The organism is Sulfitobacter sp. D7 (assembly GCF_003611275.1).
Taxonomy (GTDB): domain Bacteria; phylum Pseudomonadota; class Alphaproteobacteria; order Rhodobacterales; family Rhodobacteraceae; genus Sulfitobacter; species Sulfitobacter profundi.
The window spans coordinates 2,193,086-2,208,674 of record NZ_CP020694.1; the positions used below are offsets into that span (position 1 = coordinate 2,193,086).

Sequence of the window (15,589 nt, forward strand, 5' to 3'; positions counted from 1 at the left end):
GGGTCAAAACACATGGCCGCCAGCGAGGGCGAATGTTCGCCCATCGCCAAACCGGCCATATCATTCTAATTTACTTTCTGATCAAGGGCTTGAGCGCCGCATCCTGATCACGCCAGGCAACGATCGCATCCGCCATGGCGCTCACCATCGACGCGCGCCACACCGGATCGCGCAGATTGGTCAGATCCCGTTTCGAACTGAGGAACCCCACTTCGACCAGAACCGATGGAATATCCGCAGATTTCAAGACTGAAAACCCGGCACGCCGCAGCGGTCGGCTGTTCATCGGCCCGCCCGCCGCACGCATGCCTTCGACCAAAGTCGCGGCCAAAGCATCCGAACGTGGCTCGGTCTCTTGGCGGGCAAGATCAAGCAAGATACCCGCCACCTGATCATCCGAGCCGGTCAAATCCGCACCCGCGATGATGTCGGACCGGTCATGACGCGCGGCAAGATGTTCGGTCGCCACGTCGCTGGCATCATCCGAAAGGGTATAGACTGTGGCCCCGCTCGCCCCGCCCTGCGACAGGCTGTCGGCGTGAAGGGAGATGAAAAGGTCCGCCTCGGCCTGATGGGCGATGGCCACCCGGTACTCCAGCGCCACAAAGATATCATCGTCACGAGTCAGCAACACATCCACGCCCTTGCGCCGCAGCGCATCGCGCAGATCGCGGGCGAAGTTCAGCATCAGATCTTTTTCGTCCAGCCCCTCGCGCTGCGCGCCGGGGTCGATGCCGCCGTGACCGGGGTCCAACACGATGGTAAAGCTGTCCTTATCCACCGCCGCGGGCTTTGGCGGGGCGGTGAGCGCGGTGGTCCAATCGGGATCCACGGGCACGCCCGCGGCCTTGGCAAAGACCTCCGCCGCGACGGTTTCCAACGTAATTTCAAGCCGCGCCTTACCGCTGCTTGCATCCACTGGCATGCCAATTTCCGCAGGTATCATCGGTTCGGCCAGATCCGCCACCAACCGCGACCACCCCGGCTGAAACGCGCCAAAGCGCAGGGCAGAGATACGGCCCGGTTTCTTCAGCAGGTCGCCGCGCGCCACCTCTGACCAATCGGCCTCACGGAAATCGACGATCAGACGGGCAGGATCATCCAACAGGAAAACCCGAAAAGGCACCCCTTGGCTAAGCCCCACGGTCAGCTCGGTTTTACCAAACCAGCCGTCTTTCACCGCGCTCTCCACCGGATCGACCCGCGCCAGCGCGGTCAACTCCTGTGCGGCCCCGGCCACCGGCACCGCACAGACCAGCGCCACTGCCAGTCCCTTAAGAATTGCCCGCATGATTGATCACCCTGCCCGTTTTCGCCCTTCTACCACCTGCCGCGCGTGCAAACCAGCGCTCAGCGTGCGGCCATGAAGGCTTTGAGCCGGGCAATCCCCTCTTCCATGTCTGCCGTGCTGCGCGCATAGGAAAAGCGCAGCGTCTTATGCCCCCGCGCCGGGTCGAAATCGAGACCGGGGGTCACGGCGACGCCTGCCTTTTCCAGAATTTCAGCGGCAAAGGCGCGGCTGTCATCGGTAAAGCGGGAGACATCTGCATAGACATAAAACGCCCCATCGGGCGGCGCGATGTCGGTGAACCCAGCCTCTTTCAACCCGGTGATCATCAGGTCGCGGTTGCGGCGATAGACCGCCAGATTGGCCTGCAATTCATCATCGCAGTCCATCGCCGCCAGCGCCGCGATCTGGCTGGCATGGGGGGCGCAGATGAACATGTTCTGCGCGATCCGCTCAACCACGCGCACCTGATCTTCGGGGACCACCATCCAACCCACGCGCCAGCCGGTCATCGAGAAATATTTCGAGAAGGAGTTGATGACATAGCAGTCGTCGGTGACCTCCAGCGCGGTCACGGCCTTCTTGTCGTATTCGATGCCATGGTAAATCTCATCCGAGATGAAGGACATGTCATTGGCCACACAGGCATCCGTCAGCGCCGAAAGCGCAGGCCGGTCCAGCATCGTGCCCGAGGGGTTGGCAGGAGAGGCCACCAACAACCCGCACAGGTCTTCGCCCGCGAAATCAGAGGCCACAGGTTGGTAGCGGTTTTCCGGTGCGGCGGGCAGATCGACCGGCTGCATCCCCAAGGCGCGCAGGATCTGGCGGTAGCTGGGATAGCCCGGCGCGCCGATGCCCACCCTGTCTCCGGAATCAAACAGCGCGGTAAAGGCCAGCAGAAACCCGCCCGAGGATCCGGGCGTGATCACCACCCGCGCCGGGTCCAGATCCACGTTGTACCATTCCCCGTACATCCGCGCGATCCGTGCGCGCAGCGCGGGCAAGCCAAGCGCCACGGTATAGCCAAGCGCGCCTTCTCCCATGGCTTGTGTCAACGTCTCGGCCGCCCCTTTGGGCGCGCCTGTGCCGGGCTGGCCGACCTCCATATGAATGATGTGACGGCCCGCCTCTTCGGCGGCGCTGGCGGCCTGCATCACGTCCATCACGATAAAGGGATCAACGGCGGACCTGGTTGAATTGCGCATGGGCTTGCTCCTACTCTCGGCATATGCTTTCACCGCGCCTGATGCCGGGCGTCAACCCTTGGCCCCTATTTCGCAGCTTTACCGAAAGGACCGCCCATGTTCACCCGCCTCATCGCCCCCGCCTTTGCCAGCGCGCTGGCCCTTGCCGCCCCCGCCGGGGCCATGGACTTGACCGAGCTAACCGACGCCGAGCGCGCGCAGTTCCGCGCCGAAGTCCGCGCCTATCTGATGGAAAACCCCGAGGTGATCCTGCAGGCCGTTGAGCAGATGCAAAACCGTCAGGCCGAAGCGCAGATGCAGGCCGATTTTGATCTGGTCACCGCTAACGCAGATGAAATCTTTGACGACGGTTATTCCTGGGTCGGTGGCAACCCGGATGGCGACATCACGCTGGTCGAATTCCTCGACTACCGCTGCGGCTATTGCAAACGCGCCCATGGCGAAGTGGCCAAGCTGCTGGAAACGGACGGTAATATCAAATTGATCGTCAAAGAATTCCCGATCCTTGGCGATCAATCCATGCTGGCGTCGCGCTTTGCCGTGGCGACCAAACAGGTCGCGGGCGGCGATGCCTACAAGCAGTTGAACGATGCCCTGATGGCCTTCAACGGTGAGGTCTCCCTGCCCGCGCTGCGCCGTTTAGGCGAAAGCTTTGATCTGGATGTCCCGGCGATCGAAGCCAAGATGGACAGCGATGAAGTCATACAGGAAATTACCCAGACCCGCGCGCTGGCGCAAAAGCTGCAGATCACCGGCACCCCTACCTTCGTCATGCAGGATGAGATGCTGCGCGGCTACCTGCCCTACGATCAGATGATGGCACTGGTGGACGAAAAACGCGGCTAAAAATGCGCGCCCCGGCAGCCATGGCAGCTCTCGCGCTGGCCCTGCCTGTCGGGGCCGGTGATCTTCGAACGCTTGACCCCACCGCGCGTGCCGCCTTTGACATTGAATTGCGCGCGGCGATTTTGGCAAATGGCGATGTCATCGCCAAAGCCTTGGCAGCGCCACAGCCCGCGCAATCCGAAATGCGGCAATATATCCAAGACGACCTAACCCTGCTCGAACGCCTCGCCCCCGAACTTCTAGCAGGCAACGCCGTGGCGCTCTTCACCGCGCCAGACTGCGATACCTGCAATACCGCCGTCAAAGAACTAAATGAAATTACAAAGCGCTACGGGCTAACATTCATCCAACACGAACTGCCCACGCCCCAAGCCGCCCGCTGGGCCGCCGCCCTAGGGTTCGACGCCGCCCCCTTCTACGTACTGCCTGAGATGGTGCTCAACGGCCACATGCCGCCCGTGGTCCTAGAGAAATACCTCACCCCCAACCACATTAACCTTCACCACCAACCCGCTGATTAAGAACAGCTTCCAAACAGCCAAAAAGCACGCGACCCTCCCGGTTCACGCGCCCCCCATCATCTTCATCCTTTTAAAAATACCGCAGCGCACCCTGTCCGCCGCCACCCGGCCAGCGGCCCAGCCACTACCCTATTCCGCCGCTTTCACCGCTTCAGCCTCAATCTGCGCCGCGCGTTCTTCGACCTGCTCGACGATATGCTCGATCATGCCCTCATTCCCAAGCTTATGGCTCTGTTTCCCCGCGAGATAGACCATGCCAGACCCGGCCCCACCGCCGGTGAAACCCACATCGGTCATCAGCGCCTCACCGGGGCCGTTCACCACACAGCCGATGATGCTGAGGCTCATGGGCGTCTTGATATGCTCCAGCCGTTTTTCCAAGGCCTCGACAGTCTTGATCACGTCAAATCCTTGCCGCGCGCAGGAGGGGCAAGAGATGATGTTCACACCGCGATGCCGCAGGCCCAGAGATTTGAGGATCTCATAGCCAACTTTCACCTCTTCGACCGGATCGGCCGACAGAGAAACACGGATCGTGTCACCAATCCCGCTCCACAGCAGATTGCCCAAACCGATGGCCGACTTAATCGTGCCCGACATCAGTCCGCCTGCCTCGGTAATACCAAGGTGGATGGGCGCGTCAGTGGCATCGGCAAGCTGTTGGTAGGCGGCGGCGGCCATGAAGACGTCGGACGCTTTGCAGGAAATCTTGAACTCGTGGAAATCGTTATCTTGCAGGATCTTGATGTGATCCAGACCGCTTTCGACCATCGCATCGGGGCAAGGTTCGCCGTATTTCTCCAGCAAATGCCGCTCCAGCGAGCCTGCATTCACGCCGATCCGAATGGAGCAATTATGGTCCCGCGCGGCCTTGATGACTTCGCGCACGCGCTTTTCGTCGCCGATGTTGCCGGGGTTGATGCGCAGGCAGGCGGCACCGGCCTCGGCGGCCTCGATCCCGCGTTTGTAATGGAAATGAATGTCCGCCACGATGGGCACAGACACCTCGCGCACGATCTCACGCAGGGCTTTGGAAGACGCCTCATCCGGGACCGAAACCCGTACGATATCCGCGCCCGCATCGGCGGCGGTCTGCACCTGTTGGATGGTGGCGGCCACATCAGTGGTCAGCGTATTCGTCATGGTCTGCACGGTGATCGGCGCATCACCGCCCACTGGCACATTGCCCACCATGATCTGCCGGGACTTGCGACGCGGAATATCGCGCCAAGGGCGAATGGAATGAAGCGACATGAAGACACCTTTCGCGGGATCAGGGGCTATGGCCCCTACCTATTCAGCCGGGGCATCATGTGCAATGGGAAGCGACGGCCCGCGCGCTTAGCTGCCCTGACAGGGCATCGCCGCCAGCGCGGAAGGGTCAAGCGAGCCTTCCAGATCGGCGAACATCCGGCTCAGCGATTGCTCTGCCTTTGGGTCAACTGGCTGATAAAGTTCGGCCAGCGCCTGCGCGTGGAGCGGCACATTCGAAGTGACAGCACCACGCGGCCCGACAGGGCCGAAACATCCGTCTGCCATCGCGAAATAAAGCGCACCGGATTCGCCCGTCCGCAGGGAGGGCGGCTCTTCGGTGACGGGGACATCCCATGTGTCGCCCTTATTCATCACGCCTTCGAAAATCACCGTGCCATCGGCGGCGCGCACCCGCACCCATGAGGGATAGGCCGCGACCATGCGCACCTTGTCTCCCAAAGGCTCAACCACCTGCGGTTTGGGCAGATCGGTCTCGGCATTGGCAAGCATCAGGGCTTCGTCGATGGCAGCGTCGATCGTGCCATTCTCGGCCACGGCGGTGCTTGGCTCTGCCGTGGCGGGGCGGTCGGGGGTCGGGAAATTGCTGACGGAGCGCGGATCGATGGAGGCAATGGGCGCATCACGCGCCACCAACACCGGCACATCCAAAGCCTGCGGGCGATAAAGCCGGTCGAGCGCATCAGCGCGCGGGCTTTCCACGCTTTGGGGCGCAGCGGAATCGTCTTCCGCGTCTGGTGCGCGGGCCAGTGCCCCGTCCAGCGGATCAAGGTCGGACAGCACAATCGGGGTCTGATCCACCGGCGCCACCTGCACGCGCTGCACCTCTTTCAGGACGGTCCAGCCGCCAAAGCCGATAGCAGAGATCAGCGCGATCAGCACCAGCGAAGAGCCGACCGCACCGGGCTCAATCCGGCTGAGCAGCCCATCGCCCGTGGGCACGAAAGGCGTATTGGGGCGGGCGAAAAGATCGTCTTCTTTCGGGGTCTTACGTCGTTCTTCGAAACTGGGCTTTTTAACCACCGAGGCTTCGGCGGACATGCCATGTGCCACAGCGAAACCGGATTCCTTGCAGAATGCGGCAAAGGCCTGATCGGGGTCCATGTTGAGGTAGCGTGCGTAGGAGCGCACGTAGCCCGCGATGAAACCGGGCGTGTCGAATGCACCCGGGTCGCAATTCTCAATCGCCGCGATATAGGAGGCTTTGATGCGCAATTCGCGCTGCACGTCGAGCAGGGATTTACCGAGCGTGGCGCGTTCACCGCGCATGACATCCCCCAACCGCAATTCGAATGCATCGAACCCTTTGGGTTCGACTGTTTCGTCCTCAGCGGTTCTGGAGGCCCATCGCCCGATCATCAATATGCCCTGTCCCTGTTAGCCTGTAGCTTTGATCCAAACACGCCCCAACGATTCGGATGTAGCCTTTTCTTGACAAAAGGCTACCACAAGACAACGCAAAACACGAATAGCGCTGCGTTAGCCCGCAGCTTCGGCACGATTCAGCGCACAATGAGACCAGAGCGTGTCCATCCCGCGAACAAGCGCGTCCATTTCCTTGGGCCCATGCACCGGCGACGGCGTGAAGCGCAGCCGCTCTGTACCGCGTGGCACGGTGGGGAAGTTGATGGGCTGGACATAGATGCCGTGATCTTCGAGCAGCATGTCCGACAGCAGCTTGGTATGGACCGGGTTGCCCACCATGACGGGCACGATATGGCTGCCGTGGTCGATGATCGGCAATCCCAACCCCTTGAGCCGCAGTTTCAGCGCCTTGGCCTGCTGCTGGTGCTTTTCGCGCAGTTCCGGCGCGCGTTTGAGATAGGCAACCGAAGCCGCCGCCCCCGCCGCCACGGCGGGCGGCAGCGAAGTGGTAAAGATGAAGCCCGGCGCATAGGAGCGGATCGCGTCGCACATCTTGGCAGAGGCCGCGATATAGCCGCCCATGACGCCGTAAGCCTTGGCCAGCGTACCGTTGATGATGTCGAGCCGGTGCATCAGGCGGTCACGCTCTGCCACCCCTGCCCCGCGCGGGCCGTACATGCCCACGGCGTGCACTTCGTCGATATAGGTCAGCGCGCCGAATTCATCAGCCAGATCACAAATCTCTTCGATGGGGCCGAAATCACCGTCCATGGAATAGATCGATTCAAATGCAATAAGCTTGGGCGCGGCGGGGTCATCGGCCTCCATCAACTCGCGCAGATGGTCCAGATCGTTATGGCGGAAGATGCGCTTGGCCCCGCCATTGCGGCGCACCCCTTCGATCATGGAGGCATGGTTCAGCGCGTCGGAATAGATGATCAGCCCCGGAAACAGCTTGGGCAGCGTGGAAAGCGTGGCATCGTTGGCGATATAGGCCGAGGTGAACAGCAGCGCCGCTTCCTTGCCATGCAGATCGGCCAGTTCGGCCTCAAGCTGTTTGTGGTAAACCGTTGTGCCAGAAATATTGCGCGTGCCGCCAGAGCCCGCCCCGGTCGCGCGCAGGGCCTCTTCCATTGCTTCGATCACAACGGGGTTTTGCCCCATGCCAAGGTAGTCGTTGCCGCACCAAACGGTGATATCTTGCTGCGATCCGTCGGGCTTGGTCCAGACCGCATGGGGGAACTGGCCGTTGCGACGTTCGATGTCGATGAAGGTCCGGTAGCGGCCTTCGTCATGCAGGCGCGCAATCGCCGCGTCGAGCTTCTCGTTATAGTCCATTGCGCGTCTCCATCTTTTGGCGCGAACAGGAAGGGCCCCTTCCATATTCAGCTTTTAGAATGATTACAGATCCAAGGCCGAAGCTTCAATCTCTTATCCAGAACCCGCTGCGGGACGAACTGTCGCAGGTAGGAGCGCGGATTTAGGCACAGTTTCGATTGTCTGCTTGTGTTTTCGGGCGCTTTCCTGTCTTCAACAGGAAACCCAGAAAGGGGCCTTAATTTGCGCGCCGATCCTCACCCCCAGCAGGACCAACGCCTGCGGACACTCTATAATTATGAGATCCTCGACACCCCGCGCGAGGCGGAGTTCGACGAAATCGTCGAGCTGGCAGCCGAGATCTGTGAGGCGCCCATTTCGGTGATCAACCTGATCGACAAGGACCGCCAGTGGTTCAAAGCCGAGGTTGGGCTGAACGCGCGCGAGACGCCGCTTGAGACCTCACTGTGCTCTCATGCGATTCTGGAAGACCCTTTCGTTGAGATTCCCGACACGCTCAAAGACCCGCGGATGGCGGACAACCCGCTGTGCACCGCGGGTGACGGGCTGCGCTTTTACGCGGGCGCCCTGCTGGTGGCGTCGGACGGGATGCCGCTTGGCACGCTGTGCATCCTTGACAACAAACCGCGACAGCTGACCGCGCTGCAACGCAAGGCCATGTCCGTGCTGTCCCGTCAGGTGATGAAACAGCTAGATCTTCGTATTGCCCTGCGCCAGCAAGAAGTGCTGATGAGCGAGGCCGATCACCGGGTGAAAAACTCGCTCCAGACGCTATCGGCAATGGTCCGGCTGCACAGCCGCCACTTGGACGACGAGACCACGGTCGATGTGCTTGACGGTATCCAACGCCGCGTCAACGCCATGGCAACGCTGCACGGTGAACTGCAATCCGTGCGCGGCCGCGATGAGGTCGATGCACAGAAATACCTCGACAAGGTGGTTGGGCTTTTGCGCGAAACCGCACCGGGGCATGTGAAGATCAACTACAGATCAGACCCCGTCGTCCTGCGCTCGACTGCGGCGTCTTCTATGGCGCTGATTATAAGCGAGTTCGCAGCCAATTCGATCAAACACGCTTTCCCCGACGCCACGCCCGGCCACATCGAGATTGACCTGAGCCTGCGCGACGGGCGTTTTATTCTGTCTTGCAAAGATGACGGCATCGGCGCGGAAAACGAAGGCAAGCGGCGGGCCGACAGCATCGGGCAAACCTTGATGGCGGCGGCGGCCTCGCAGTTGAATGCGCAGGTGGATCACCGTCTCACGCCCGAGGGCAGCCGCCTCTCGCTCACGTTCTGAACACTGGCCCCGCGGCCACTGGACACGCCCTGCCCGCCTGATACCTTCGCGCCAAACTCACAAGCGCAAGGAATTTAAGCCATGTCCCTCGACGATGTTCTCGCCCGGATCGACGACGATCTGCCCGCCGCCACTGACCGTCTGCTAGAACTGCTGCGCATCCCGTCGATCTCAACCGATCCGGCCTATAAGGCCGATTGCAACCGCGCCGCCGATTGGCTGGTCGCGGACCTTAAATCAATGGGGGTAGAGGCCGAAAAACGCGCCACGCCGGGGCATCCGATGGTTGTGGGGCATGTGGGCGAAGGCAAGCCGCATCTGCTGTTCTACGGCCACTATGATGTGCAGCCGGTCGACCCGCTGAACCTTTGGGACCGCGACCCCTTCGATCCGGCGGTAGAGGACACCGACAAGGGTCGCGTGATCCGGGGCCGTGGGGCCGCTGACGACAAGGGCCAGTTGATGACCATCATCGAGGCCTTGCGCGCATGGAAAGAAGTGAAAGGCGACTGGCCGTGTCGCATCACCTTCTTCCTCGAAGGCGAAGAGGAATCCGGCTCGCCGTCGCTTGTCCCCTTCATGGAGGAAAACGCCGAGGAGTTGAAAGCCGATGTGGCGATGATCTGCGACACCGGGCTGTTTGAGAGCAAGACCCCCGCCATCGTCACCATGCTGCGCGGGCTTCTGGGCGAAGAGCTGACCGTCACCGCCCCCTCCAAAGACCTGCATTCGGGCATGTACGGCGGCATTTCGATGAACCCGATCCGTGCGCTCAGCAAAGTGATCGCGTCGCTGCATGACGACGAAGGCCGCATCACCATCCCCGGCTTCTATGACGGCGTGCCGGACCTGCCCGAGGATCTGGAAGCGCAGTGGCAGGGGCTGGCCTTTGACCATGCCGCCTTCCTCGGCGACGTGGGTCTCAGCAAACCCGCAGGCGAACAGGACCGCACCCCGCTTGAGATGATCTGGTCGCGCCCGACTTGTGAGGTTAATGGCATCTGGGGCGGCTATACTGGCGATGGATTCAAAACGGTCCTACCGTCCGAGGCGCACGCCAAGATCAGCTTCCGTCTTGTCGGCACGCAAGACCCGCTCGCCATTCGCGAGAACTTCCGCAAGATGGTGGCCGAGATGCTGCCAGAGGATTGCACGGTGGCATTCTCAGGCCATGGCGCGAGCCAGGCCTCGGGCGTGGAAATCGGCCATCCGATGTTCGAACCCGCCCGGCAAGCGCTCAGCGACGAGTGGCAGGTGCCTGCGGCCTATATCGGCTGTGGCGGCTCGATCCCGATTGCGGGGCATTTTCAGAAGATTCTGGGCACTGAGCCGATGTTGATCGGTTTCGGCAAGGACGATGACCAGATCCACTCCCCGAACGAGAAATACGACATGGAGAGCTTTCACAAAGGCATCCGGTCTTGGGCCCGCATCCTTGATGCGCTGACCTGATCCCACCGGCGATCGGGCCTGCCCGGTCGCCAATTGCACCCCACTTGCGATCGGGCCTGTCCGGTCGCCAATATGCCGCCTTGGGCGATGCAAACCTACGGCGCGCGCCACCAGTGCGACCGCTTTGGTCGCAGTGTATGTCTACTATAACGAAGGGGAGAAAGTGGCGCGGTTGACGGGGCTCGAACCCGCGACCCCCGGCGTGACAGGCCGGTACTCTAACCAACTGAGCTACAACCGCGCGATGTGGGCGGAATAGGCCAAGGGGCGCGGGCCGTCAAGCGCATTCGCCCGAGAAAATGCGCTTTGGGAAAAGAAGTTTCGCGCGGTATTTTGTGGGGGCTGGAAACGAAAAAAGGGACCTCGAAGAGGTCCCCTTTTCAGGCAGCGGTGGCGCGGTTGACGGGGCTCGAACCCGCGACCCCCGGCGTGACAGGCCGGTACTCTAACCAACTGAGCTACAACCGCCCGCTGCACTCTCCAGGTCGCCCCGGAGCGTTTGGGTGTTCTATGGTGAGGGCGCTCTGCCGTCAAGCGCGGTTTGTGCGAAAATATGAAAATTTCGCAAGTTGTTCTTGGGGCGTTTGGGGGCCGGCTTCGCGGCTTCAGATCCCGCGATGTTCGCCGAGGGTTCGGGGCGCTTTGATCGGATTGGTCGCTGCTGTTCAGAGGGTCGGGCAGCGGAATGGCATAGCTTTCTTAGCCAGCCACATTACACCCACAAGAATGGTGCATGGGGGCTGCACCAAGACGCTGCACAAGCTGCACAGGCAGTTCTTCTTAGTGGCCGATAGGACATCTCTTAACGGGAGGGGAGTGTTGGGCCGTAAAAGCCTCGAACTCCCGACCCAGACTGACCGCGGAGCGGACGGGCGTCGGTCGGGCCTACCACTGCGGCAGTCGATCACAACAAACAAATACGTGGGGGAGGTGGTGGGTCGTGAGAGGCTCGAACTCCCGACATCTTCGGTGTAAACGAAGCGCTCTACCAACTGAGCTAACGACCCGACTTGGACCTCATAGCGCAAGGTGGGGGCGGGCTTCAAGCCTATAATGTCAGCCTTTTTTGCTCACCTTTCTCAAGTCGGAACACCACCCCCTGCCCGCCTTGCATGTCCCGCAGCGCGCTTGGCGCGCGGTCCAGTAAAATAAGGCGTAGCATGCGCGATGTGATGCCATGTGTCACCAGCACATGAGGCCCGGTCAAACTGTCGAGAAAGCTGCGACAGCGCTCATAAAGCGCCGCGAATCCCTCGCCATCGGGGGCATGTTCGTAAAGATCATAGGAATCACGCGCGTCTGGGGTTTGCCGCAACAATGTATCGCGCGACTTGCCTGCCCATGCGCCGATGCCGATCTCACCCAGTCGCGGGTCCGTCGCGACCGTCATTCCCAGCCCCGCTAGCGCAAGTTCCGCCGTGGCCACAGCCCGCCCCTGCGGACTGCTGAGCGCAGAGAATCCTGCCATATCGCAGCGCTTGAGAATCGCATTCTGTGCGGCGGCCTGCGCACGGCCCGTGTCGGTCAGCGGAGAATCGAAATGCCCTTGCAGTCGGTTGGCGAGGTTCCATTCCGTCTCACCATGACGCAGGATATAGAGCGTCGGGTGGCGGCTCATGCAGGGCATTCCAGAACGCTTTCTGTCCCGTTCTCCAGCAGATAGACGCAGCCCTGCCTGTTGCTCAGCCCCCCCGCTGCGGCCAGATCAAGGCCGCGCACCTCCGCCCGGAGCACCTGCCCCCAGAGCCCATGGGCAACCAGCACGGTGGGCGCGATCAGGCTATCAAGCAGCGCGCGGATCCGCCCGCGAAACGCCGGCAGCCCCTCCCCGCCCGGCGCGGCGGCGTAGATGTCCAGCGGCGCTGGATGGCGCGCGGCGAGATCGGGATTGGCGGCAAGAATCTCATCACGGGTGAGCCCCTGCCACGCGCCTGCATGGATCTCCACCAGACGCGCATCCGTTTGAAAAGACGCCCCATCCAGTGCAATCCGCGCAGTCTGCTGCGCACGGCCAAGCGGAGAGACGAGAATATCGGGCTTTTGCGCAAGGACCGCCGGCATCACCTGCGCCTGCTGGGCGGCCTCGGCGATGCCCTGATCGGTCAGCGGTGAATCGAGATGGCCCTGCAATCGGAACGCGCGGTTCCACTCGGTCTGCCCGTGTCGCAGGAACCAGATTTTGGGATGTGCCGACATGCTCTCTCCGCCGTGTTGTCCGTGGTATGGCCATTGATTGGATAAGGACCACCGCAGGACGGGGAAGGCAAGCCTGCCCGGTGGCTGGGATCATGCGCAGATGAGCCAGAGTGCCGTCACGCGGGACTGCCGATTGAATTTATTCAAAACGTAGGAAAATGGTGGGTGATAAGAGATTTGAACTCCTGACATCTTCGATGTGAACGAAGCGCTCTACCACTGAGCTAATCACCCTTGCGGGGCGAAGTAGCCAATTGCGGCGATGCTTGCAAGAGGGTTTGGCGCAAAAACTGTAGCGGAATGCGGTACGGCCTATCTCCTGCTAAAACGAAAAACGCGCGCCTCAAAAGGCGCGCGTTTGGGGGCGTTTTGATAGGCCAACCGGCTTAATGCGTGGTGGTCGCGTCCACGCCAGCGGCACGGGCTTTGATCGCGGCAGCCTCGGCGGCCTCTTGGGCGGCTTCGTCCCAGTCGATCGCCTTTGGCTTGCTCACCAGCGCATGCTCCAGCACCTCAGAGACGTGGTTTACCGGGATGATGGTCAGCCCTTCTTTGACGTTATCCGGGATGTCCGGCAGGTCTTTCTCATTCTCCTGCGGGATCAGCACCGTGGTGATACCGCCGCGCAGGGCCGCGAGAAGTTTCTCCTTCAAACCACCGATCGGCATGGCGTTACCGCGCAGCGAAACCTCGCCCGTCATGGCGATGTCGCGCCGCACGGGGATCTGCGTCAGCACCGACACGATCGAAGTCACCATCGCCAGACCGGCCGAGGGGCCGTCTTTGGGCGTGGCACCGTCGGGGACGTGCACGTGGATATCCAGCGTGTCGAACTTCGGCGGCTTGATCCCGATCTGCGGAGAGATCGAACGGACGTAAGAGCTTGCCGCGTCGATGCTTTCCTTCATCACATCACCAAGCTTGCCGGTGGTCTTCATCCGGCCCTTGCCCGGCAAACGCAGAGCTTCGATCTGCAACAACTCACCGCCCACGGAAGTATAGGCCAGCCCGGTGACGACGCCGATCTGGTCTTTCTCTTCGGCCAGACCGAAGCGATGCTTGCGCACGCCAAGGAAGTCTTCGAGGTTGTCGCCGGTCACGGTGACGTTCTCAGCTTCCTTTTTCACGATCTTGGTCAATGACTTACGTGCCACCTTGGCGATCTCGCGCTCAAGGTTCCGCACGCCAGCCTCGCGGGTGTAGTAGCGGATCATGCCGGTCAGAGCGGAATCCTCAATTTCGAACTCCTTCTTCTTCAGACCGTGGTTCTTGACCTGTTTGGCCACCAGATGCTGCTTGGCGATCTCGCGCTTTTCGTCCTCGGTGTAGCCCGAGAGCGGGATGATCTCCATCCGGTCCAGAAGCGGCCCGGGCATGTTGTAGCTGTTCGATGTGGTCAGGAACATCACATTCGACAGATCGTATTCCACCTCCAAGTAGTGGTCTACGAAGGTGCCGTTCTGTTCCGGATCAAGCACTTCGAGCATCGCGGAAGCCGGATCGCCACGGAAGTCCTGCCCCATCTTGTCGATTTCATCGAGCAGGATGAGCGGGTTCGTGGTTTTCGCTTTTTTCAGCGCCTGAATGATCTTGCCGGGCATGGAGCCGATGTAGGTCCGACGGTGGCCGCGGATCTCGGACTCGTCACGCACACCACCCAGCGAGATGCGAATGAATTCGCGCCCCGTGGCCTTGGCGACCGACTTACCCAAAGATGTCTTGCCGACGCCCGGAGGGCCGACGAGGCACATGATCGGGCCTTTCATCTTGGACGAACGCTGCTGCACGGCAAGGTATTCGACGATGCGTTCCTTGACCTTATCCAGGCCATAGTGATCGTCATCCAGCACCTTTTGCGCACGGCTGAGGTCTTTCTTGACGCGCGATTTCACGCCCCATGGGATCGACAGCATCCAATCAAGGTAGTTGCGCACAACGGTGGCTTCGGCAGACATCGGGCTCATGTTCTTGAGCTTTTTGATCTCGGCATCGGCCTTTTCGCGGGCTTCCTTGCTCAGCTTGGTCTCGGCCACGCGGGCTTCGAGTTCGGCCACTTCGTTCTTGCCGTCTTCGCCATCGCCGAGTTCCTGCTGAATGGCCTTCATCTGCTCATTCAGATAGTACTCGCGCTGCGTGCGCTCCATCTGGGATTTGACGCGGGTCTTGATCTTTTTCTCGACCTGCAGCACGGACATTTCGCCCTGCATCAGCCCGTAAACTTTCTCAAGCCGCTCAGAAATGCTCAGCGTTTCCAGCAGGTCTTGCTTTTGCTCGACTTCGATACCGAGGTGACCGGCCACGAGGTCGGCCAGACGTGCAGGTTCGGCGCTTTCACCAACGGCGGCGAGCGCTTCTTCAGGCACGTTTTTCTTGACCTTGGCGTAACGCTCAAACTCATCCGCCACAGTGCGCAGCAGCGCCTGTGTGGTGGCCGCGTCGCCCGGCATCTCTGTGAGATACTCGGCGCGGGCCTCAAAGAAGTTGTCGTTTTCAAGGTATTCGGTGATGCGCACCCGCGCCTGACCTTCGACCAGCACTTTGACGGTGCCATCGGGCAGTTTCAGCAATTGCAGCACATTGGCCAACACGCCGGCCTTGTAGATGCCAGCGGTGTCGGGATCATCCTCGGCGGGGTCGATCTGGCTCGACAGCAGGATCTGTTTGTCGTCTGCCATCACCTCTTCAAGGGCGCGGACGGATTTTTCGCGGCCAACGAAAAGCGGCACGATCATGTGGGGAAACACGACGATGTCGCGCAGCGGAAGCACCGGATAGGATGCGTTCAGTGGCTCTAACATGCTCAATTC

The 15,589-nt window shown here is 61.1% G+C and carries 12 protein-coding genes and 4 tRNA genes; 4 read left to right on the forward strand and 12 right to left on the reverse strand.

Features of this window, described 5'->3' with window-relative positions:
• Nucleotides 1-70: 70 nt before the first annotated feature.
• Nucleotides 71-1,291 (reverse strand): N-acetylmuramoyl-L-alanine amidase, encoded by a 1,221-nt coding sequence (locus B5M07_RS10600; RefSeq protein WP_120351279.1) that lies wholly within the window; start codon nucleotides 1,289-1,291, stop codon nucleotides 71-73.
• Between the two features lie 59 nt (nucleotides 1,292-1,350).
• On the reverse strand, nucleotides 1,351-2,493 hold the full coding sequence (locus tag B5M07_RS10605; protein ID WP_120351280.1) for a pyridoxal phosphate-dependent aminotransferase: 1,143 nt from the start codon (nucleotides 2,491-2,493) through the stop codon (nucleotides 1,351-1,353).
• Between the two features lie 96 nt (nucleotides 2,494-2,589).
• On the opposite strand from B5M07_RS10605, the gene B5M07_RS10610 reads away from it, so the two are divergent.
• Both B5M07_RS10610 and B5M07_RS10615 read left to right on the forward strand, forming a co-directional pair.
• Entirely contained in the window at nucleotides 2,590-3,339 is a 750-nt protein-coding gene (locus B5M07_RS10610; RefSeq protein ID WP_120351281.1) for a DsbA family protein, read from the forward strand.
• Between the two features lie 2 nt (nucleotides 3,340-3,341).
• Nucleotides 3,342-3,860, forward strand: coding sequence for a disulfide bond formation protein DsbA (locus B5M07_RS10615; RefSeq protein WP_120351282.1), 519 nt, complete (start codon nucleotides 3,342-3,344; stop codon nucleotides 3,858-3,860).
• Nucleotides 3,861-3,989: 129 nt separating this feature from the next.
• Here the strand turns inward: B5M07_RS10615 and ispG are convergent, their stop codons facing one another.
• From ispG to hemA, 3 genes are all read right to left on the reverse strand, one after another.
• Nucleotides 3,990-5,114 carry a flavodoxin-dependent (E)-4-hydroxy-3-methylbut-2-enyl-diphosphate synthase gene (gene ispG, locus B5M07_RS10620; protein WP_067626200.1) on the reverse strand — a complete coding sequence of 375 codons (1,125 nt, stop codon included), beginning with the start codon at nucleotides 5,112-5,114 and terminating at the stop codon, nucleotides 3,990-3,992.
• A gap of 87 nt (nucleotides 5,115-5,201) precedes the next feature.
• Nucleotides 5,202-6,491: a helix-turn-helix domain-containing protein gene (locus B5M07_RS10625; protein ID WP_067626198.1), complete on the reverse strand. Its 1,290-nt coding sequence runs from the start codon at nucleotides 6,489-6,491 to the stop codon at nucleotides 5,202-5,204.
• A 120-nt stretch (nucleotides 6,492-6,611) separates the two neighbouring features.
• Nucleotides 6,612-7,835, reverse strand: coding sequence for a 5-aminolevulinate synthase (gene hemA, locus B5M07_RS10630; RefSeq protein ID WP_120351283.1), 1,224 nt, complete (start codon nucleotides 7,833-7,835; stop codon nucleotides 6,612-6,614).
• 222 nt (nucleotides 7,836-8,057) lie between these two features.
• Here hemA and B5M07_RS10635 point away from each other — a divergent pair, with 222 nt between their 5' ends.
• Together B5M07_RS10635 and B5M07_RS10640 are read left to right on the forward strand one after the other, a co-directional pair.
• Nucleotides 8,058-9,134 carry a sensor histidine kinase gene (locus B5M07_RS10635; RefSeq protein WP_162931844.1) on the forward strand — a complete coding sequence of 359 codons (1,077 nt, stop codon included), beginning with the start codon at nucleotides 8,058-8,060 and terminating at the stop codon, nucleotides 9,132-9,134.
• Between the two features lie 81 nt (nucleotides 9,135-9,215).
• Entirely contained in the window at nucleotides 9,216-10,586 is a 1,371-nt protein-coding gene (locus tag B5M07_RS10640) for a M20/M25/M40 family metallo-hydrolase (RefSeq protein WP_120351285.1), read from the forward strand.
• 164 nt (nucleotides 10,587-10,750) lie between these two features.
• Here B5M07_RS10640 and B5M07_RS10645 read toward each other — a convergent pair.
• The 7 genes from B5M07_RS10645 to lon all read right to left on the reverse strand — a co-directional run bounded on the left by B5M07_RS10645 (nucleotide 10,751) and on the right by lon (nucleotide 15,580).
• Nucleotides 10,751-10,827, reverse strand: a tRNA-Asp gene (locus B5M07_RS10645).
• Nucleotides 10,828-10,977: 150 nt separating this feature from the next.
• Nucleotides 10,978-11,054, reverse strand: a tRNA-Asp gene (locus tag B5M07_RS10650).
• 463 nt (nucleotides 11,055-11,517) lie between these two features.
• A tRNA-Val gene (locus B5M07_RS10655) sits at nucleotides 11,518-11,593 on the reverse strand.
• Nucleotides 11,594-11,634: 41 nt separating this feature from the next.
• Nucleotides 11,635-12,204, reverse strand: coding sequence for a histidine phosphatase family protein (locus B5M07_RS10660; RefSeq protein WP_120352226.1), 570 nt, complete (start codon nucleotides 12,202-12,204; stop codon nucleotides 11,635-11,637).
• Nucleotides 12,201-12,782: a histidine phosphatase family protein gene (locus B5M07_RS10665; protein WP_120351286.1), complete on the reverse strand. Its 582-nt coding sequence runs from the start codon at nucleotides 12,780-12,782 to the stop codon at nucleotides 12,201-12,203. The genes B5M07_RS10660 and B5M07_RS10665 overlap by 4 nt, the downstream gene beginning before the upstream one ends.
• 159 nt (nucleotides 12,783-12,941) lie before the next feature.
• Nucleotides 12,942-13,016: transfer RNA gene (locus tag B5M07_RS10670), tRNA-Val, on the reverse strand.
• Nucleotides 13,017-13,168: 152 nt separating this feature from the next.
• A complete protein-coding gene (lon, locus tag B5M07_RS10675; RefSeq protein WP_120351287.1) occupies nucleotides 13,169-15,580 on the reverse strand; it encodes an endopeptidase La in 2,412 nt (803 codons plus the stop codon).
• Nucleotides 15,581-15,589 lie beyond the last annotated feature (9 nt).

Bases quoted from the DNA above. Each gene is read 5' to 3' on its own strand.
- B5M07_RS10615 (WP_120351282.1), top strand. From the start codon at position 3,342: ATGCGCGCCCCGGCAGCCATGGCAGCTCTCGCGCTGGCCCTGCCTGTC.
- B5M07_RS10640 (WP_120351285.1), top strand. From the start codon at position 9,216: ATGTCCCTCGACGATGTTCTCGCCCGGATCGACGACGATCTGCCCGCC.
- lon (WP_120351287.1), bottom strand. From the start codon at position 15,580: ATGTTAGAGCCACTGAACGCATCCTATCCGGTGCTTCCGCTGCGCGAC.
- hemA (WP_120351283.1), bottom strand. From the start codon at position 7,835: ATGGACTATAACGAGAAGCTCGACGCGGCGATTGCGCGCCTGCATGAC.
- B5M07_RS10610 (WP_120351281.1), top strand. From the start codon at position 2,590: ATGTTCACCCGCCTCATCGCCCCCGCCTTTGCCAGCGCGCTGGCCCTT.
- B5M07_RS10600 (WP_120351279.1), bottom strand. From the start codon at position 1,291: ATGCGGGCAATTCTTAAGGGACTGGCAGTGGCGCTGGTCTGTGCGGTG.
- B5M07_RS10605 (WP_120351280.1), bottom strand. From the start codon at position 2,493: ATGCGCAATTCAACCAGGTCCGCCGTTGATCCCTTTATCGTGATGGAC.
- B5M07_RS10660 (WP_120352226.1), bottom strand. From the start codon at position 12,204: ATGAGCCGCCACCCGACGCTCTATATCCTGCGTCATGGTGAGACGGAA.
- B5M07_RS10625 (WP_067626198.1), bottom strand. From the start codon at position 6,491: ATGATCGGGCGATGGGCCTCCAGAACCGCTGAGGACGAAACAGTCGAA.
- B5M07_RS10665 (WP_120351286.1), bottom strand. From the start codon at position 12,782: ATGTCGGCACATCCCAAAATCTGGTTCCTGCGACACGGGCAGACCGAG.
- ispG (WP_067626200.1), bottom strand. From the start codon at position 5,114: ATGTCGCTTCATTCCATTCGCCCTTGGCGCGATATTCCGCGTCGCAAG.